The organism is Fibrobacter sp. UWB12, from assembly GCF_900142485.1.
GTDB lineage: Bacteria > Fibrobacterota > Fibrobacteria > Fibrobacterales > Fibrobacteraceae > Fibrobacter.
In genome coordinates this window covers 298,085-317,706 of the sequence record NZ_FRAZ01000002.1, presented here as the reverse complement: position 1 = coordinate 317,706, position 19,622 = coordinate 298,085, and the positions used below count along the sequence as shown (strand labels likewise).

At 47.2% G+C, this 19,622-nt stretch carries 16 protein-coding genes and 1 tRNA gene; 12 read left to right on the top strand and 5 right to left on the bottom strand.

Annotated features, from left to right (window positions below; translation table 11 throughout):
- Positions 1-11: 11 nt before the first annotated feature.
- From BUA34_RS03850 to BUA34_RS03840, 3 genes are all read right to left on the bottom strand, one after another.
- On the bottom strand, positions 12-443 hold the full coding sequence (locus BUA34_RS03850) for a hypothetical protein (RefSeq protein ID WP_072827418.1): 432 nt from the start codon (positions 441-443) through the stop codon (positions 12-14).
- Positions 444-472: 29 nt separating this feature from the next.
- Positions 473-1,210, bottom strand: coding sequence for a hypothetical protein (locus BUA34_RS03845; protein WP_072827417.1), 738 nt, complete (start codon positions 1,208-1,210; stop codon positions 473-475).
- Positions 1,211-1,393: 183 nt separating this feature from the next.
- Entirely contained in the window at positions 1,394-2,170 is a 777-nt protein-coding gene (locus BUA34_RS03840) for an alpha/beta hydrolase (protein ID WP_072827416.1), read from the bottom strand.
- 693 nt (positions 2,171-2,863) lie between these two features.
- Between BUA34_RS03840 and BUA34_RS03835 the strand changes: the two genes are divergently transcribed.
- The 9 genes from BUA34_RS03835 to BUA34_RS03795 all read left to right on the top strand — a co-directional run bounded on the left by BUA34_RS03835 (position 2,864) and on the right by BUA34_RS03795 (position 13,071).
- Positions 2,864-3,733 (top strand): TIGR02147 family protein, encoded by an 870-nt coding sequence (locus tag BUA34_RS03835; protein WP_072827415.1) that lies wholly within the window; start codon positions 2,864-2,866, stop codon positions 3,731-3,733.
- Entirely contained in the window at positions 3,720-5,177 is a 1,458-nt protein-coding gene (locus BUA34_RS03830) for a hypothetical protein (RefSeq protein ID WP_072827414.1), read from the top strand. Before BUA34_RS03835 ends, BUA34_RS03830 begins: the two co-directional genes overlap by 14 nt.
- Positions 5,178-5,233: 56 nt before the next feature.
- Positions 5,234-5,304 (top strand) — tRNA-Gln (locus tag BUA34_RS03825).
- A gap of 79 nt (positions 5,305-5,383) precedes the next feature.
- Positions 5,384-6,169: an RsmB/NOP family class I SAM-dependent RNA methyltransferase gene (locus BUA34_RS03820; protein ID WP_254794311.1), complete on the top strand. Its 786-nt coding sequence runs from the start codon at positions 5,384-5,386 to the stop codon at positions 6,167-6,169.
- A gap of 39 nt (positions 6,170-6,208) precedes the next feature.
- Positions 6,209-6,532, top strand: a complete 324-nt coding sequence (gene trxA, locus BUA34_RS03815) for a thioredoxin (RefSeq protein WP_072827412.1) — start codon at positions 6,209-6,211, stop codon at positions 6,530-6,532.
- Positions 6,533-6,542: 10 nt separating this feature from the next.
- Complete coding sequence (gene hisF, locus BUA34_RS03810) at positions 6,543-7,334, top strand: imidazole glycerol phosphate synthase subunit HisF (protein WP_072827411.1); 792 nt, start codon at positions 6,543-6,545, stop codon at positions 7,332-7,334.
- A gap of 1 nt (position 7,335) precedes the next feature.
- Complete coding sequence (locus BUA34_RS03805) at positions 7,336-8,736, top strand: TldD/PmbA family protein (protein WP_072827410.1); 1,401 nt, start codon at positions 7,336-7,338, stop codon at positions 8,734-8,736.
- A 402-nt stretch (positions 8,737-9,138) separates the two neighbouring features.
- Positions 9,139-10,314 (top strand): nucleotidyltransferase domain-containing protein, encoded by a 1,176-nt coding sequence (locus BUA34_RS03800; protein WP_072827409.1) that lies wholly within the window; start codon positions 9,139-9,141, stop codon positions 10,312-10,314.
- A 189-nt stretch (positions 10,315-10,503) separates the two neighbouring features.
- On the top strand, positions 10,504-13,071 hold the full coding sequence (locus BUA34_RS03795; RefSeq protein ID WP_072827408.1) for an ATP-dependent Clp protease ATP-binding subunit: 2,568 nt from the start codon (positions 10,504-10,506) through the stop codon (positions 13,069-13,071).
- A gap of 6 nt (positions 13,072-13,077) precedes the next feature.
- Here the strand turns inward: BUA34_RS03795 and BUA34_RS03790 are convergent, their stop codons facing one another.
- Positions 13,078-13,785 carry a hypothetical protein gene (locus tag BUA34_RS03790; RefSeq protein WP_139255866.1) on the bottom strand — a complete coding sequence of 236 codons (708 nt, stop codon included), beginning with the start codon at positions 13,783-13,785 and terminating at the stop codon, positions 13,078-13,080.
- Between the two features lie 66 nt (positions 13,786-13,851).
- Between BUA34_RS03790 and hisC the strand changes: the two genes are divergently transcribed.
- Together hisC and hisN are read left to right on the top strand one after the other, a co-directional pair.
- Entirely contained in the window at positions 13,852-14,937 is a 1,086-nt protein-coding gene (gene hisC / locus BUA34_RS03785) for a histidinol-phosphate transaminase (RefSeq protein ID WP_072827406.1), read from the top strand.
- Positions 14,938-14,946: 9 nt separating this feature from the next.
- Positions 14,947-15,783 carry a histidinol-phosphatase gene (gene hisN / locus BUA34_RS03780; protein ID WP_072827405.1) on the top strand — a complete coding sequence of 279 codons (837 nt, stop codon included), beginning with the start codon at positions 14,947-14,949 and terminating at the stop codon, positions 15,781-15,783.
- Positions 15,784-15,833: 50 nt separating this feature from the next.
- Here the strand turns inward: hisN and BUA34_RS03775 are convergent, their stop codons facing one another.
- Entirely contained in the window at positions 15,834-18,236 is a 2,403-nt protein-coding gene (locus tag BUA34_RS03775) for a DNA internalization-related competence protein ComEC/Rec2 (protein WP_072827404.1), read from the bottom strand.
- A 75-nt stretch (positions 18,237-18,311) separates the two neighbouring features.
- On the opposite strand from BUA34_RS03775, the gene BUA34_RS03770 reads away from it, so the two are divergent.
- Positions 18,312-19,622: a hypothetical protein gene (locus tag BUA34_RS03770; RefSeq protein ID WP_072827403.1), complete on the top strand. Its 1,311-nt coding sequence runs from the start codon at positions 18,312-18,314 to the stop codon at positions 19,620-19,622.

Below are 19,622 nucleotides of genomic sequence, written 5' to 3'. Positions count from 1 at the left end.
AGTGCTTAAGTTTATTCAACAGGACCGCTTGCTCGACTTTCGGTGGCTTTGACCAACTTTTTCTTGGATTTTTCGCCCCAAAGTTTTGCGATAATATCGGTGCTTGCGAATTCCTGCCAATATTCTTCTACCCAACACCAGTGATGGACTTCGCCTTTTTCATCGGTGATTGTCCAGTCCTTCTTTGCCGAGAAAGTCATTTTTTGGACTTGCGGGGTGTAGTAAGGGTCGGACGATTTTTCCGGTTCAATGGTTATGGTCCATGATCTGTCGGCAGTTCGCTTGTAAATAGCGATGTTGAATGCCAACAGCAGGACTAGGGTAATAATACTCCACTTGAAGTTCTTCTTCGACAGCAGGTATATTAATAGGAGTACTAGTAATATACTGATTGCTGCGAAGTTGTAATGAGTCGGATAAAATACTTTGAAGACATCAATCATTTTATCGAACCTCTAGAACTTGTGAAGAATTACTTCTTCTTGGCTGCCTTCTGCTGAGCGACGAGAGCTGCGACGCTGAATGTGAGAACATTCTTGTCGACCTGGCTTTCAGTACGGAAGCTCTTGAGCGGAAGTGCGATACCATGAGAAGAAAGCGTGCCCATGAAGGATGCATTTGCATGGCTTGCAATGGTACGGACGTTGATAAAGCCCTTGTTCTTGCTGAAGGTCAGCTTAAAGGTCTTCTTGGACGCATCGTATTCGGCGACCATGGTCTTGTTTTCCTTGGTATTCAGAGCATTCTTGGTGTTGTGGTCAAAAATGATGGTACCACGGGTATCAATGGAAAGCATGGTCTTGTTGCCCACAGCGTTACGGCATGCGAGAGTCGTCCATTCGCCTTTCTTCTTTGCACCCTTTGCAGTGAAGACATACTTGTTGCCTTCCTTGACGAGAGTGTATGCACCAGTTGCAACCGGAAGACCGATAGCATTGAATGCGCCCTTGAAGTAAAGGAATTTGGACTTGGAGCCGATGATTCCGTTAATGAAACGGAAAGAAGTTGACTTCGGGGTCTTGATCGGCGTGATTGCAACGCGCTTGCCGACCGGGTCGACTTCGACGTCTACATAAGGACCAACATCGACTGTACGGCCGTCATCCGTCTTAGTCTGAGTGGCGAGCTTGTCGAGCTTGAGAGCCTTGACTGCTTCTTCCGGGAATCTGATGAAACCACGGACATCCATTTTTACGATTACGTTTTCCATTTACACCTCTTTTGTTTGTTTGATTGACGATAAAATAACAATTTATTGTCCAAATGTCAAAGATTCTCACAAAAAAAGCATGTACAAAGGATAAAAATAGCTTTTTCGTAACCAATAACATTTGTTGTATAAAAAATAATAATAAAAATGTAAAATGTTGCAACAAATGAAAAAAAATTTTCTTTATTTGCGTAATATCACGTTTGAAATGCTTTCTGATAGGGTTTCCGTGGCGCGAACGGCCTCTTTGGCGCTTTTTAATAGGCTTTTGACTGTATTTGTTCGTTCTTTAAATCGGGCTCTATCCGAGAGAATTACTACGTTTTGTGCGTCAGAAATATCGTTTACATGGATTTCTACGTTAGCTCGGATGAGAAATTTAGGGTAAAGAATACGGTATTTATCAGAAATCGCAACGGCAATACTCAACACTGGGTCGATGAGAAGAGTTGTTTCGGTACTTTTGACGAATTTAGATGCCAAAATGGCGCCTGTGCCACGCCCTGCAACGACTTTGGGAGCTTTGCCGTTTATTTGAGAGGCGCATTCGTAAATCATTTGAGCGTCGGATTCAAAAGTCTCTTGTGACGGAGTGCCTTTGTTTTCACCGCTTCCGCGGTAGTTGAACGTGGCTGCTGCGAATCCCGGTAGGCTGTCGAGTTCGGCGAGGAACTGGGCGGCGTCTTCGTCGGCATCGGGGTAGTAGAGGAAAACGTTATTCTGTTCGTTTCCAACAACAAAACCTTCAAGAACCGTGCCGTCGTCAAGAGTGCAATTGATATTCTTTGCCTTATCTGCAATGGCGGTACGTGCTTCGTTATGTGTAATGGCGCGGGGGAAGGCGTTACGGCGCTCGGTTAGTGCAAGGTAAAATACCATGCTGATATATATAAGGAGAAGAATTCCTGCGTAACGTAAAATGCGGCTGAGTGTACCCAATGCGAAATCTTTTATTTTCATGGATTAGTTAATAGCTGTTAATTATTGGTTGTGTGTGAATTTAGAAAAGATTGTGGTAGAAGAATTAAGAAGTTGGAATTAGGAGTTGGGAATTTGTGATTGCCGTCATGTCTCGTTGCGCTCGACATGACGAAAATTGAGAACGCACAAACACGTAAAACAAAAACGCTCATAGACTTACAACGAGCAAACGAATAAGCCGAGAGAAGTGAAAGTGGAAGGAGTGGGCCAAAATACACAAACACCTGAAAGGCGAGTGATGCAGGATTGCTTGCAATCCTATATCCGAGCCGTAAGGTGTTGCACGAAGTGCAAATGCATATGTCGAGAGTCGCGGCCAAGCTTGCGTGATTATACTTAAGTCAGCAATATTGATTAAAAAACACAAACACGTAAGGCGAGAGAAGCGGGGCCGCTTGCGGACTCATTTCCGAGCCGTAGTGTTTGGCGTAACGGGCCTTTGGCCCATTACGCAAAAGGACTTCCGGTGGAGTACAACCGGAAGTCCGAGGGATGGGATTGGGTGTTCCTTTAAATTAAGCAATTTTTTTTGAAAGCGTATCACCTGAAAAACAAAAAGTGTTCTCGAAGTGTTCTTTTTTGTCGAATTTAGAAAAGAATAGGGCTTTTTTACAGGATATTTTCAAAAACAGGTGTTCCCAAAAATCTCAAAAAAAATTAGATTTCCTTTTGATGAACGTATATGCCTACTACAATTATCGAAAGTACCTTCAGGACTACTACGAGTACCGTAAGTCCGTGCAGAGGTATTTCTCGTACCGGTCTTTTGCAAAGAAGGCTGGGTATTCCTCGTCCGGTCTTTACCTGGATTTGATTCGTGGTCGAAAGTCTCTCACACAACAAATGATCCCGAAGTTTATCGAAGCTCTCGGGCTTAACGAAAGAGAGGGACGTTACTTTGCTTTGATGGTGGACTTTACGCATGCTACGACGGCGTCTTCGAAGCAGCAGATCTTCGATCAGATGTCCGCGCTCTTGCCGCGTACCATCAAGAACTTGACCAAGAACCAGCAGGAATACTACAGTAAGTGGTACTATGTTGTAGCGCGCGAAGCTCTTGCCGTATTAAAGATTAACGACAAGAACATCCAGGAACTTGCGCTTTTCTTGAATCCGAAAATATCTCTCCCACAGGCAAAACAGACTATCCAGCTCCTTCTCAATTTGGGACTTATAGAGCTCGGTGAAGATGGATTCTACCATTCCGTAAACAAGGCAATTACGAATGGCAGTGAAATCGCCCCGCTTTTTGTTCATCAGTTCCAAAAGCAGATGATTGATTTGGGAAAAGATGCGCTAGATCACTACAGTACGGAACGTAGAAATGTATCTTGTATGACGATGAGTGTCTCGGCGCAGGGCTTGGAACGAATCATCAGCAAGATTGATTTGTTCCGCAAGGAGATTGTGGATATCGTTCGCTCTGATGAGGGCGAATCTATGGTCTGCGAATTGAACATCCAGTTCTTCCCGCTGAGCAAGGAAAAGGTGGCTCTGCCTCCGGAAGCGGACGTAGAGGAGGGTGTCGATGAAATTGATTAAGTCATACATTGGACTGCTTGTGGCGGTTTGTGCTGGCATGCTTGCTTGCACAAGCGATAATAGTGGTGTGGCTGGTACTGTAACGGATACGGGTAATACTATTGCACTTGGTGGTGTGGTAACTCGTACTGATGGTTCGCGCGCTGTTGCTGCCATGGTTCGCGTTGCTCGTGAACCTGCTGTTGGTGATTCTCTTGTAGAAGCGGAATATATTGAAACGGTTACGGACTCGCAGGGCGTGTTCTCGTTTGATTCTGTGTTCGCCGATACATTCCAGTTGGCTGTTGTTGATGCTGAATACAAGGAAATTTCGTATAAGCCTCGTGCAACGAAAAATTCTGGCAAGCCGGATAGCATTCAGCTTGAAAAGGCTGCTGTGTTCAGTAGTGTTCTCTACTACGAAGATATGGACGAACCGTCAATGGCGGTCGGGTCTCACTTTAAGGTCTATATGCCGGGAACACCGTTCTCGCAGAGCGTGTTTGCCGGGGATTCTTTCTCGATGCTCATTCCTGCTGGTGAATGGTGGCTTGGGTTCTGCCCGGGCGATCCGCAGATTGTAGCTCGCCTTGCTGATTCTGGTGTTGCCGATTCGTTAATTTATCGTACATGGAATATTGACGGCGAAGTCAAGTCTGGCGATACAATTTCGAAGGGGCCGTTTATCTGGAGTCCGACGATGGAAGTCGATTCCTTGATAAAACTTGAAGAACAGAAGAAGAAAGAAAAGAAGCCGGCCTACTTGTCGGGCGTCGTGACGTGCAAAAAAGATAGTCTGTGCTCGAATGTTCAGGTGCAGATGATTACAGACCTTTACGGCTTTGAATTTGTCGAAGGTGATTCCACTCGCTTTGTAATGCAGACTGTAACGGATGAATCTGGCCGTTGGTTCTTGCAAGTTCCGAAGTCTGTTCCGTATGACAGTCTTCGCATGGAATATCGTTTGCTTGATAACGAAGGCAAAGTTGCTTTGGCTGGGCTTAGCCGCTATGTGCATGCTTCGGAACTCAAGGATTTGAAGGATACTCTTTTGGTGGATACTGTCGAACTTACCAAGGCTTCTGTTTTGGTCAGCGGCGTGATGCTTGCTGTCAATGCTATGGTAGATTCGACTCAGTCCGAAGAAAATCAACCTGACCAGAATTCGATTCAGTCTGATAACTGCAAAGTGAATAGTGTGAATAGCGTGGTTGTGGGTCTTAAGGGCACGTCCCATTTTGTGAGAGATGTGACTTGCAATATGTTTAAGATCGATAATCTTCCGGCCGGTGGCCATGACTTGGTCCTTTATTCGGGCGATCCTAAGGTTGTCAAGACGCTTAGGGATGCAAAACTCGATTTGGATTCTATCGTGACGATTACACATGTGCAGTTGCCCAAGGGTGATACGCTTGATCAGCAATGGATGACGTTTGAGCCGCCTACTTTAAAAACTGAGAAATAATTTTCAAAAACCCCTTGCAAGATTGAAAATTATTTTCTAAAATTGGTGCGCACTGATGAGCTATGGTGTAACGGTAGCACAACAGATTCTGACTCTGTTTGTCTAGGTTCGAATCCTGGTAGCTCAACTAAAGCCCCTCTACTCCGAGGGGCTTTTTTGTTGTTTGGCTTTTTCATTGCGTTTGAATTGCCAATAACGAAGGTCTATTGACTAATAACTACATTTGTGTCATGGAATTTTTTGACTACTTTGAACAGCTTTACGCCGATCGTTGGCCTGCGCTTTTGGAATCGTTGAAAGGCGAGGGGTGTGCTACGAAACTCCAGTTTGCAGATTCCTTGGAACCGTATTTCTTGGACGAGGCTTCGGTCTTTGCTGCCAATGCGCTTGGGGTTCAGCCAGGAATGGATGTACTCGATATGTGCGCTGCTCCGGGTGGTAAGTCGCTTGTGATTGCATCGATGCTTAAAGGTGAAGGCTCGCTCCAGTGCAACGACCGTTCGCCGGATAGGCGCTTGCGTTTGCAACATGTTCTTGAAAATTCCTTGCCGGAGTCGTGGCGTTCGATTATCAATGTCACAGGCTATGACGGCGTGAAATTTGGCATGCACAAGAAGGAGTGCTATGACCGCATTTTGCTCGATGCTCCGTGTTCATCGGACAGGCATGTGCTCAATTCTCCGTCGCATCTTGAAGTTTGGTCTGTGAAACGCGTAAAGCGTTTGTCCGTGGAGCAGGGGTCGCTTTTGGCGTCGGCAGTGGATGCGCTTCGACCGGGTGGTGAGCTTGTTTATGGAACTTGCGCTCTTTCGCCCCTCGAAAATGATGCCGTGGTTGCAAAGATATTGAAAAAACGCAAGATGATGGAATTTGTTCGTATTGAAGACATGCCGGATGGTGCGGATCGTACTGAACTTGGGGTGCATATTTTGCCGGATAAGGCTCATGGTTGCGGCCCCATCTATTGTGCGAAGATGAGGAAAATAGTTTAATAATTGCTATATTTCCTACCGGTAAATAGGAGATTTTTTATGGCAGCTTTAAATCTTACTGCAGAATCTTTTGACAAGGTTATTTCTTCGGGTCAGCTTGTGCTCGTTGACTTTTGGGCTACTTGGTGCCGTCCGTGCATGATGATGGGCCCTGTGGTCGAGGAACTTTCTAACGAGTTTGACGGTCGCGCCATTATTGCAAAGATCAATGTCGATGACGAAGGTGTTTCTGACATTTGCGCTCGCTTTGGCATCACGAACATCCCGAACATGAAGTTGTTTAAAAACGGGGTCGAAGTGGGTAACGTCGTTGGCGCAGTACCGAAGGCTACTCTCAAGAACGCCATCGAAAAGAACCTTTAATCACTAGATCATGCTCACTAAACGTTTAATTGTTTGCTTGGATGTTCGTAACCGCAAGGTCACGAAGGGTGTAAAGTTTAAGGGTAATATCGACATTGGCGATCCCGTAGAAATGGGAGCTCGTTACAGTGACGATGGTGTTGATGAACTTGTCTTTTACGATATTACGGCAAGTGCAGAAAATCGCCCGTGCGACATGGAAATGATTCGCCAGATTGCAAAGCGTGTGTTTATCCCGTTTGCTGTGGGTGGCGGTATCCGTAACTTGGACGACATGCATGAGGCTCTTCTCGCTGGTGCAGAAAAGGTGAGCGTGAACAGTCTTGCTGTGCTCCATCCGGAAATTATTGCCGAAGGCGCAAAGGCCTTTGGACGCCAGTGCATTGTGCTTGGCATGGATGCGAAGTTCGTGGGCGTTTCGGACAAGATTCCGAGCGGTTATGAAGTGTTTATCCGTGGCGGTCGCCAGGCGATGGGCATTGATGCTCTTGAATGGGCAAAGCGTGCCGAAGATCTCGGTGTGGGCGAAATTTGTTTGAACTCCATTGATACCGATGGCGTCAAGAACGGTTACGAACTCACGATTACCGACATGATTGCAAAGGCGGTGCAGGTGCCCGTGATTGCAAGCGGTGGCGCCGGAACTCCGGACCACATTGTGGACTTGTTCCGCAAGACGAGTGCTGATGCGGCTCTTGTTGCATCGATGGTGCATTTTGGCGATTATACGGTGCCGGGAATCAAGAGTGAAATGCTTGCTGCTGGAATCCCTGTGCGCAAGAAGATGAACGGCGAGGTTTAACGTGAATCCAGAAGTTGCCGTAAAGATTTTTGAAGCTGGCAAAAGTGCCGGTGCAGACTTTGTCGAAATTTTCGAAGAAGAAACGCGAAGCTCGAGCCTCGGTTTGAAAGACCGTCAGATTGAAACGGCAACTGCGGGTACCGAATATGGTATCGGTGTTCGTCTTTTGTACGGGACGGAAGTCCTGTATGGCTTTACAAGCGATGATAGCGAAGAAGCTCTGATTAAGCTCGTGAAGACGCTTGCGTTCGGGCGTATCGCTGCCGCCGCTGGTGGCGTGGGTTCTGCGGCCAAGCCGTTTGAGTTTGCTCCTGAAAAGCGCATTTGCGATTATAACGTTGCTGCATACCAAGACCCGCGTGTGCTCGGCCAAGCTATAAAGCAAGACTTCTTGTTCCGTGCGGACAAGACTGCACGTGCTCTGTCGCCGAAGATAGCGCAAGTGGGCGCGAGTGTGACTGATAGCTGTACATCGATTTCTCTCATGAACAGTGAAGGCTTGCATCTCGAAATGACGCGCGGTCGCTTGCGCGTGAACGTCAATGTGACGGCAACAGATGGAACGGAACGTTTGACAACGCATGAGGCTCCGGGCGCTCTTGGCGGTTATGAACTTTTAGCCAATTATTCCCCGGAAGCGTTGGCCACAGAATGTGGCGAGCGCGTGCTGCGCATGCTTGATGCTGGCTATATCACTGGCGGTCAGATGCCTGTTGTCATGGGTAATGGCTTTGGTGGTGTGATATTCCACGAAGCTTGTGGACATCCGCTGGAAACAGAATCTATCCGTCGCAGTGCAAGCCCGTTCTGCGGAAAGCTTGGTGAAGCCATTGGACAATCTTGCCTTACTGCAATTGATGATGGCACGATGGATGGTGTATGGGGTAGCCTCAAGTATGATGATGAAGGTACGCCTACACAACGCACGGTTCTGATTGAAAACGGTATTTTGAAAACGTACATGAGCGATCGCGTGGGGGCTGCCGAAGTAGGTGTTGCCCGTACGGGTAGTGCTCGCCGTGAAAGTTACAAGTATGCGCCTGTAAGCCGTATGCGCAATACGTTCATTGCTCCGGGCAAGGATTCGCTCGATTCTATGATTGCTAGCGTGGATAACGGACTTTATGCGGCCCGCATGGCTGGCGGTTCTGTGAACCCGGCAACAGGCGAGTTCAACTTTGCTGTTGACGAAGGCTATGTTATCCGTAATGGCAAGATCTGCGAACCGGTTCGTGGTGCTACACTTATTGGCAAAGGCCACGAAATCATGCCGCGTATAAGCATGGTCGGTACGGATTTTGAACAAGCTGCTGGCGTTTGTGGAGCCTCTTCAGGACATGTGCCGGTAACGGTGGGGCAGCCCTCCATCAAGGTTGACCAAATCCTAGTCGGTGGGCGGTAGCCGTTTATCGCATTTCCTATCCATGAAAATGGAAAAAGCCCTCGCAAAGAGGGCTTTTGAGTATTATGGGTTGTCATCGCGAATAAAGTACAAAACGATTTTGAATAAAACAAGAAAGTTGTGTAAAAAAGAAACAACGGCATCTCGTGAGAGGTGCCGTTGTTTTGGTGTATGGGATGTTTGGTTTTGTATCTATAAGATAGTTTAATTTGGAATATAGTTCCCTATTTTTGGTACTTTTCCGATGTAAAGTTTTACAACGCTTTCTTTGTTTTTTAATGATGGTTTTGAGTCTCTAAAAGGCCTGTAAAATAGTTTTTTGAGAAAATAATTGCCTTTTTTAGCTCAAAAAAGGCTTTTTTGTTAATAACCAGGATTTTTATTTTTTAATATTGATATATAATGAATCAATTAGAAAATGAAGCGTTGTATGAACTTTTGCGGATTGCCGTTGACAATAATGGCTCTCGTCGTAGTTTGTCGCATAATTTGAGTTCAGAGGCGTGGAAAAAATTACATATAGAATGTATTAAGAATCTTTTGGTGGGTGTTGTTTATCGAGCTATAAGTCTTTTGCCTCGCGAACAGCAACCTCCACTTGAAATTGCGTTTCAATGGGCTAGTGAAGCGGAAACCATAAAGGGGCAAAATAGGCTCTTGAATGCGGAAGCCGCCCGTCTTACCGAACTTTTTGCGGCGCAAGGTCGTAAAACGGCTGTGCTTAAGGGACCTGCCAATGCTTGTCTTTATCCTGATCCTTATATGCGGCAAGTTGGAGATATAGATTTGTGGGTTGATGGTGGCCGTAAAAGCGTTCTAGATTTGTTGAAGAACATGGGGTATGAAATTCCTGAAAAGGATCTAGTCGTACCGCATCATGTTCATTTACATCCAGTAGAAAACGATATTCCCGTTGAAATTCATTTCCGTCCGTCTTCTGGAATTTGGAATCCCTTTTCTGGGGCTCGTCTTTTGCGTTTTTTGGAAAAAGAAATCCAGAATGTTGAACGAGTCAGTGAAGGTTTTTGTGTCCCGACGATGAAATTTGCGCTTGTTATGCAATTGGCTCATATCCAGCGGCATTTTGTTTCTGGCGGTATTGGTTTTAAACAAATTATAGACTACTATATATTGCTAGTTCATTCAACTGAGGACGATCTGCGTGAAATTTCGAATAGACTTTCGGAATTTGGGCTTTTGCATGGCTGTCGTGCTCTCATGTGGGTTTTGGGCAATGTGTTTGGGCTTGATAAGTCCAAGATGCTCTGTAAACCGAATGAAAAGAGTGGACGAAAGATGTTGGCTGTAATTCTTGAAGGTGGAAATTTTGGCTTTTATGCAGCGGAGCGGTTGAAAGACTCTTCGATGAACGTTTTGCTGCGTTGGTTAAAACATCGATTGTTTTTTGTACGGAAAATGTGGTATTCCCCGTTTGAGGTCTTGTGCAGAGAACTTGATTATTGGTTTCACTTTATCAAGACGATTGGTTTAAGAATTAAGACTCGTCGATTCTCTCTATGGAGTATGTACCATAACAAAGCTAATTCTGATCGAAGAAAATCGCTCTGTGAAAAATAAAGATGTTCTGCCGGTGTTTCAAAAAAATGCTTTGAGCCTTTGCTTTTGAAACGTTTGCGTGTTATTTTTTGAATAGGTGGGGAGCTTTTTTGAGCTGATTTCGGCTCTTTGGGGATGTTTGATGCGAATTTCCTTTTTTGGCACGCGGTTTGCTTTTAAACTGGGGAAAAAAGAAAAAGCGAGGATAAAATGTCCGATTTTACTAATGATGCAGAAAAGGTTTTGGCAAAAGCGCAGAGTTTGCGCGACCGCTGTTCGCATTCCTACTTGGGTGCGGCTCATTTGGCGGTGGGCCTCGTTGAAGGTCCCGATGCAACCTTGAAGAAACTTTATAAATCTAAAGGCGTAAAGACCTCGGAACTCCGTGGCCGTTTGGAACCGTTTGTCCAGAAAATCCCGCGCATGGAAGGCGTGAACCCGGATGTAGAACCGGATTCTGACTTGAACCGCATTTTGCGTGCGGCTGTGCAGGCGGCGCGTCAGGTGAGCCGTATGGTGACGCCGGGCGATTTGCTCGTGGCTTTGATGAAGTTCTCGGGCGACCGCGGACTGGCGAAAGTTTTTGAAGATGCGCTTGGTTCGACCGAAGTGGTGGAAACGTGGCTTTCGGATCCGTTTGCGGGTGCCGCGAATGCCGAGGAACAGTCTCCGCTTAAACTGTATGGCCGTGAACTCGTGGAAATGGCGGCAGACGGAAAGCTCTCGCCGGTGATTGGCCGTGAAGAGGAAATCCGCCGTGTGATTTTGATTTTGAGCCGTAAGACGAAAAACAATCCGTGCTTGGTCGGTGAACCGGGCGTGGGTAAGACCGCTATTGTCGAAGGCCTTGCCGAACGTATTTACCGCGGCGACGTGCCGGATGCGTTGAAGGGCAAAAAAGTGTTTGCTCTCGATTTGTCTGCGTTGATGGCGGGTGCAAAATACCGTGGTGACTTTGAAGAAAGGCTCAAAGCGGTTATTGATGCTATCGAAGAAGATGGCAATACGCTTATGTTCATCGACGAACTCCACAACATTGTGGGGGCGGGCAAGACCGAAGGATCCATGGACTTGGGCAATATGCTTAAGCCGAAGCTTGCTCGTGGTGAACTCCATTGCATTGGTGCGACGACGACTCAGGAATATCGCAAGTACATTGAAAAGGATTCTGCTTTGGAACGTCGTTTCCAGCCGGTGCAGGTCTCTGAACCGAGTGAAGACGAAGCAATATCCATCTTGCGTGGCATTAAGGATGGCTTTGATGCGCACCATGGCGTGCGTCTGCACGATAACGCGCTCGTCGCTGCAGTGAAACTTTCGAACCGTTACATCAGTGATAGGTTCCTCCCGGATAAGGCTATTGACTTGATTGACGAGGCGGCAAGCCTTGTGAAAACGCAGATGGACACGGTTCCGGAAGCGCTCGATACCTTACAGCGTAAGGAACTCCAGATGAAAATCGAGGAGCAGGCGCTTTCGAAGGAAACGGACGAAGCGAGCGTCAAGCGCTTGAAAGAACTCCGTGAAGACCTTGCTGTGACTGATGCTGCCGTCAAGCAGATGCAGGAACGCTGGCAAGATCGCCGTGCCGCATTTGCCGAAGTACAGGACTTGAAGAAATCCTTGAAGGCTGCAAAGGACGAGATGGAACAGGCCGAAGCTCGTTACGACTTGAACCGCGCTGCCGAACTCAAGTACAACAAGATCGTGAACATCGAAAAGGAATTGGCGCAAAAGACCGAAGCGCTCCGCAAGAGTGCCGAAGAAGGCGGCTTGAGCGAAGAAGTGACCGAAGAGACGATTGCGCTTGTGGTGAGCCGTTGGACGGGCATTCCGGTGACAAAGCTTTGCGAAGGTGAAAAGGCAAAGTTGTTGCACTTGGACGAACGTCTGCATGCCCGTGTGATTGGCCAGGACGAAGCTGTTGAAGCCGTGTCCGAAGCGATTTTGCGTAACCGTAGCGGTCTCTCCCGTGAAAATGCGCCGATTGGAAGCTTCCTCTTCTTGGGCCCGACGGGCGTGGGTAAGACGGAACTTGCAAAGGCTTTGGCTGTGGAACTTTTCGATAGCGAAAACGCACTTGTCCGTATCGACATGAGCGAATACATGGAAAAGCATAGCGTTAGCCGTTTGATCGGTGCTCCTCCGGGATACGTGGGCTACGAAGAAGGTGGCCAGCTGACCGAAGCCGTGCGTACGCATCCGTATTGCGTGATTTTGCTCGACGAAATCGAGAAGGCGCACCCGGACGTGTTCAATACGCTGCTGCAGGTGCTTGATGACGGTCGTTTGACGGACGGCAAGGGCCGTACGGTGAACTTCAAGAACACCTTGATTTTGATGACTTCGAACTTGGGTGCCGAGAAGTTCCGCTTGAGTGCGGCTAGCGCCAAGAACGGTGAACCGCCGCAGGTTGCGCTTGCGGATGTCGAAGCCGACTTGCATGCATTCTTCCGCCCGGAATTCTTGAACCGTTTGGACGAAGTGCTTGTGTTCCAGAGCCTCTCGAAGAAGCAGATTCGCGAAATCGTGAAACTCAAATTTGCAGATTTGGCGAACCGCGCTGCCCGTCAGGACTTGGTGCTTACGCTTTCGGATGCGGCTCTTGATGCGATTGCGGAAGGTGCTTACCAGCCGGAATTCGGTGCACGCCCGATACAACGTTATATAGAACGTAACATTGAACGCCCGTTGAGCCACGCGATACTTTCGGGTACCGTGAGTGCGGCAAAGCCCGCTGTGGTGGACTACAAGGACGGAATGTTTGTAGTGAAATAATAGGCGTTAAAGCGCTGTCATAACGTAAAGAGCAATGGTTTTTATATCATTGTTCTTTTCTTGCATTACGCCCACGTCAAAGTCAATGCGAATGTGGGTTCCGCCGAATGTCAGCTCAAATTTCGGGATGATATCGACCATAAAGTCTTGGCGGAGATTGCCTATGCTGGCCGAAGAGTTGATTTCAAGGAAGATGCGGAACATTTGTCCGAAAACGAGAGTCGGTATCATTGCTCCAGAAAACTTGACATAGCCTTCTTCGCCGTTGTACTTTGTAGCCCCGTCGAGGAAGCCTGCGCGAAGTTCATAGTAGTTGGCGAAGCATTTTGCAATGAACTGCTGTGTTCCTACGGTGAATACGATTGCGCTTGCGCTGATGTCGCTCAAGTCCAAGTATCCGTCAAAAGCAAGGAAAGAACTTGGTTTGTAACGGTAACGGACACCAAGGTCTAGGGCAGTCCTTGTTTCGTTTAATTGATTGTACGTGTTGATATCGAGCTTTGCGCCGACGTCAAATTGCTTGTTGAGTCGGGTCGTAAAGTTGATGGGGAAGAGTACGTTTGAGTTGAAGGGACTACGGATGCCGATGCCGAGCCCGATCTTTGGCGATGGGCGACTTTCGGGACCGAAGGTGTACCGCATGTCCCACATGTGGTCGAGTGCAAAAGCGTTTGTTGCTAAAAAGGCAAATAGTAGGCAAAGAAAGTGCTTCATGTTCATCAAAGTTAGATAAATCCGCTGGTAAAAGCTAAATTTACATGCGTTAAAATGGAGGTATTTGTGGTCGATCCGCGTCCAGAACTTTCTAAACTTTCCGATTATGTCCCTGGCAAGTCCATCGACGAAATTCGTGAACGTTATGGTCTTAAGAATGTTGTAAAGCTTGCGTCTAACGAGAACCCGTTGGGTGCTTCCCCGAAGGCGGTGGAAGCGTTTCATGAAATTGCAAATTCCTTGCACTTGTACCCGCGTGGTGATGCTCCAAAGCTTATTGACGATATTGCCAAAAGATTTGGCGTGAACAAGAATCAGGTTGTTATTGGTAACGGTTCTGATGAAATCATCGACATGGTGGGTAAGGCTTTTATCCGTCAGGGTGATAATTGCGTAGGCATTACGCCGACGTTCTCCGTGTACAAGTTTACGACGCTTTCGAACGGTGCCGATTTTATTGGTGTGGGCGAAGGTGAAGAAAAGGCTTCGCTGGATAAGCTCGCTGCTGCTGTCAATGACAAGACTCGTGTGGTTTTCATTTGCAACCCGAATAACCCGACTGGCCATTATTACAACGAATCTGAAATTCGTGCGTTCCTCGTTAAAGTTCCGAAGAATGTTCTTGTGTTCTTGGATGAGGCTTATGCTGAATTTGCAACGGCTCCGGATTTCCCGAAGCTTTCATCTGCATTGGATGAATTCCCGAACTTGTTTATCAACCGCACGTTCAGCAAGATTTATGGTCTGGCCGGACTCCGTGTGGGTTATGCCATTGCAAATGCTGAAGTTGTCCGTCACATGTGGAAAATCAAGCCGCCGTTTGATGTGAACCAGGCTGCTCAGGTGGCCGCAATTGCTGCTTTTGCCGATACAGAACACGTCGAAGCTACTCGCAAGAACAACGCGGTTGGATTTGAATACTTGAACCGTGAGTTTACGGCTCTCGGTTTTAAAGTGCTCCCGACGCAGGCAAATTTTATCTGCGTACACATTGGCGAACGTGCTAAGGAACTTGTTTCGTTCTTGGAACAGAACGGCATGATTGTCCGTGGTCTTACGAGCTTTGGAATGCCGGAACACATCCGCATCACGGTCGGTAAGCCCGAAGAAAATGAACTCCTTGTCTCGCTTATCAAGAAGTGGGTCGGCTAGGAGCTTGCTATGGAAAATCGCGAAATTGCAAAGGCCGGTGTCGCTCCCGAGAATTTGGAACTCTTGAAGATTGCGCTCAAGACGGCTGAACTTGCTGAAGAGAACATCCTCAAGTTCTACCAGAACGATGTGGGCGTCGAATGGAAGGCCGACAAGACTCCCGTGACGATTGCGGACAAGGGAACGGAAGAACTCGCCCGCAAATTCTGGGCAAAGGAAACGCCTGGCTTTGGCGTCATTGGCGAAGAATTCGGCATTGAAAGTCCGGATGCGGAATACCAGTGGGTGATTGACCCGATTGACGGGACAAAATCGTTTATCCATGGTGTGCCTTTGTTTGGAACGCTGATTGGCCTTTATCACAAGAATGTCCCGATTGCGAGTGTGATTCGCTTGCCCGCAATGAAGAGCGCTGTGTGGGCGGTGAATGGCGGCGGCGCATTCTTGGACGGCCGTGAAGTTCGTGCTTCGAAGGTGTCACAGTTGAGCGATGCACTTGTGCTTTCGGGAACGGTCAATACGATGGAAGACAAGGGCTTTGGCGAAGGCTTTACGAAACTCCGCCGCAGCGCCCGCTTGCATCGCGGTTGGGGCGATTGCTACGGCTATTACCTTGTGGCTGCAGGCCGTGCCGAAATTATGGTGGATCCGGTCGTATCGCTGTGGGACATTGCTCCGTTCCCACTTTTGATGAAAGAAGCAGGTGGCAAGTTCAGCACGATTGATGGCAAGACGGAACTCTTCGATGCCAACGGCAAGCCCACGGCTCCGATTTACGAAGGCTTCACGAGCATTGCGACGAACGGGCTCTTGCACAATGTTGCACTCGATTGCTTGGGAAAATAAACGGTAAAACTTAACTGGATCCTTCCACCTTCGGTGTCAGGATGACGTGTTTACCACATTGTTGTATAGCTTATAGAATCAGGGACGAACGTGAACGTTATCGTCCCTTTTTTTGCTGTGTTGATGTAGGGGATGTTTAGCGAATCGAGGCGGTCGGTGACTTGCTTGTGCGGGTGGCGGAACCTGTTCTTGCGACCGCTTGGGATGATGGCATACGTGGGGGAGACGGCGTTCAAGAACGGTACGCTGCTAGACGTTTTGGAACCGTGGTGTCCGAGCTTTAACACATCGCTTTTCAGATAAGCGTCTGTATTCATGATTTCTTTTTCGCCTTTGACGGAGAGGTCTCCGGTGAGGACTGCGGAATGCCCAAGCCCCTTGAGCCGAAGCGTGATGCTCCCTTCGTTCGCCTCAACGCAAACGTCATTTCGCGGGTGGACCGTTCGCATTTCAAAGTAGTTTTCTTTCCACAGTATGCCACGATGGATGTTGCGGATGGGAATGTCTCGCTTGTGCGCTTCTTGTAGAACTTGTTGCCAGTCGGGTTTGCTCTCTTTCATGGAACAATCGCTTGTCCAAAGTTCTTTGACGGGGAACATTTTCAAAATAGATTTTGCGCCTCCGAAATGGTCTTTGTCGGGGTGGGTGATAATGAGTGCTTCGAGTTCTCGTACACCGATATGGTGCAAAAATGGAACAATGATGTCTTTGCCGGAATCTTGGCGACTGTTGTCGCCAGCGTCAATGAGGAAATGTTTGCCAGATGGCGTCTTGACGAGGTGGCTATCGCCTTGCCCGACATCAATGGTCGTGAGAGTCCATGATGGGTGTAAAACTTCGTGATAGCTGTTGTATGCAAAAATGGCTGAAGTGACGAGAATGTACAAAAAAACGTATTTGCGGGCGATATAGTTTTTGCGGCAAACAGGCAATAGTATAATTAATCCTCCAAGCGCAATGAGTGCGGCAGGCGAAAACGGCCCGACTGTTGTTGAAGCGGCTGCGCCATCCGATAAAATTCTCGTGAGGAGTGAGGCTAATCGTAAAAAGAATCGTGCTGTTGCGCAAAATGTTCCGCTGATAAAGTCAACGGGTGAAAGTTGTGCGAAAAGTCCTGCTTGCATGCCGAGCGAAATGGCGGGAACGATGATGATGTTTCCAAACCATGCAAATGGCGAAAGTGTTTTAAAATGGTGAATGAGGAACGGAGCTGTCGCAAGAGTCGCGCAGAGTGTGACGTATGTTGGGTCGATAGCGAATGCTTGGAATTTTTGCCAAAGTTTATTTTGCTTGAGGCTGTCGGGCAACAGCTTTGTCGGGTTATGCGGTGTCCCTATGATGATTCCTGCTGTGGCTGCAAAAGAAAGCTGAAATCCTGGATTCCATATAACGTTTGGTTCCGGTAGAATGATAAGGAGTAATGCTATTCCTAGACTGTTGAGCGTATTTGCAGGCTTTCCAAATAAAGTGCCAATTTGCGGAATGGCAAACATCATGACTGCGCGACGAACGGCAGGCGAGCCGCCTGTTACGGGAACGTAAACCGCGAGGAGCGCCGTTGCAATGAAAATGACGATTTTGTGCGGTAGGCCTGTGGCTTTAAGAAATATCATGAGCATTCCCGCGAGCAAAACGACGTGGAAACCGCTGATTGCAAGTACATGTACAAGCCCGGAACGTTGAAAATCGCTTCGCAGCACTTCTGGAATCCCAGAACGGTCACCCGCCAATAACCCCATCAGGAGACCTGTTTCGGCGGGGTCGAGAAACTTTGCAAATCGCCTTTGCAAAAATTGCCGGAATTCAAAAAAGCTCCGTTCGAACGTCCAATTGCCCTGATATGCAGTCCACCGTTTGAACTTGCCGTATGCAGCGAGTCCTTGTGAATTTAGCCACCCTTGCGTATCAAAAGCTCCAGGAACGCTCGGCGGCATTACTGGATACCATGAGGCCTCAAAACAAATGGAATCTCCCGGCAATGGAAGATCTGGCAAGTTTCGCTTTTCGGTCAGGCGTACTTTATAATACCCTCCGCGCGCATTTCCAATAGCGGTTTCCTCGGCAGAATTCGAAACACTGATTATAAACGCGGTTCCTTTGGGGCGCGGTAGCCTAGATTCGACTTTTCCGCACCCTGAATTGCCGATGGCGTCGCTTTTACTAACTACATCACTAGTAAATTGCCCGTTCGTTGGCTCCAAAATCTCCGGAATTCCCTCATGAACAATAATTCCTATTGCCATGGTCACAAAAATCACCCATTGCAGGTGCCGACGGAAGGAATGAGTGAGCAAAAACACCATTCCAAGCAGAAAAATGGCGAAATTTGGCATGTCTAGGGCTGCCAAAGTCGCTGTTAAAACGATGGCGCTCACAAGAGCAGGTTTCCCGTCCAATGGTGCAATGAGCTCTTTAAACGCCATAAATATTTTTTCTTTAATATTTTTTTTCATTTTCTCAATTCTTTTGTATTTTAAGTGAGTCTGTATTTTATACACGCTTTTGAGGAGTGTTTGGATTAGGAGTTTATGAAAAATTTTTGTAAAAATTTGTGGATCTTGGGGATTCTTTGCACCTTGTGGGCGTGTTTTTTTACATCGTGTTCCGAATCCGTTGACGCTGATGGACATCCTATACTTCCACCTGATTCAAGTCGTCCCATAGTTCATAAACTTTATCCAAATGACTTGGCGAAGAATGATTCTGCTGCCGTTAACCTTGCCCGAGGAATTGCGCTTGTCGTTCATCCGGGGGCTTCTTACTCGCTTTCATTTGATATTGATACAACGCAACCTGCTCCGGAATTGCAATTGTTCCGTACTTATGATTTGAAAAATTCAAAAAATCAGGTGGGAACAGTAAGAGTTCGGACGTTGTCTCCTACTATAGTCGGAAATCGATATGTTTATTCTTTTGTTTGTGAAGAAAATAAAATGTCGATATGGTTTACCACGCTTGGTGTTGATGGAGAATATTATAAAGGTAACGTAGAGAATATCAGTTTTCAGGGGCTTGGCTCTTATAGCGACCATTTCTCGATTAATTTGATTGTTGTTGGTTCTATGGTAAATACCCTAGACGGCAAGAATATTGATGAATTGTCGAGTTTTATGCTGAAACTTTTCCGTGAAAAATACTATGGTGTAACGATAGATACTCTCTATGTGCGTTATGCTCAGAATCATCCGACTTTGGGTGCGTATTATCCGGCCGATCAGCCTTGGGTGGCTGGTGTAAGTTCTGAAGATTTGTTTGTCAGTGAATTGACGGGTTGGCCCGAAGAAGGGCTTAGCAATGCGTTGAATATTGTACTTGTCCATAGCATTGGTGAAAATGATGTCATGGGCTTTTCCCGTTTGTTCTCTGGTGTGCTTGGGGCTGGCAATGAAAGTTCAGTCGTGATTGGGGAATACGTAAAAAAATCATCTAACGAATTTGAATTGCTTTCGTCGGACATCATTGCAATGACTGCTGTGCATGAAACGGGGCATTTTTTTGGACTTAGGCACACTTCTACAACGCGACGTGATCTAAACCAGACGATGACTTTGAGTGATGGTACCCCTGTCGTTGTTGGGGACTTTTCGAATATTGAAGATGGTTTGACAGATACCCCGTTCTGTGAATATATTTTAAAGAGTGGTCTTTATAAGCAGGGTGAAAGTCCCGAAGGCCATGCTCGTGAACGAGGTACTTATTTGGCGAAGTCTAGCATTTATTCGTGCCCTGATCTTGATAATATCATGTTCCCGGTAACGGTTGACGAACTAGATGATGCTTCGTTTACAAAGCAACAAATGGAAATAATTCGTTCGTCATTGATGATATTCCCGCATTAA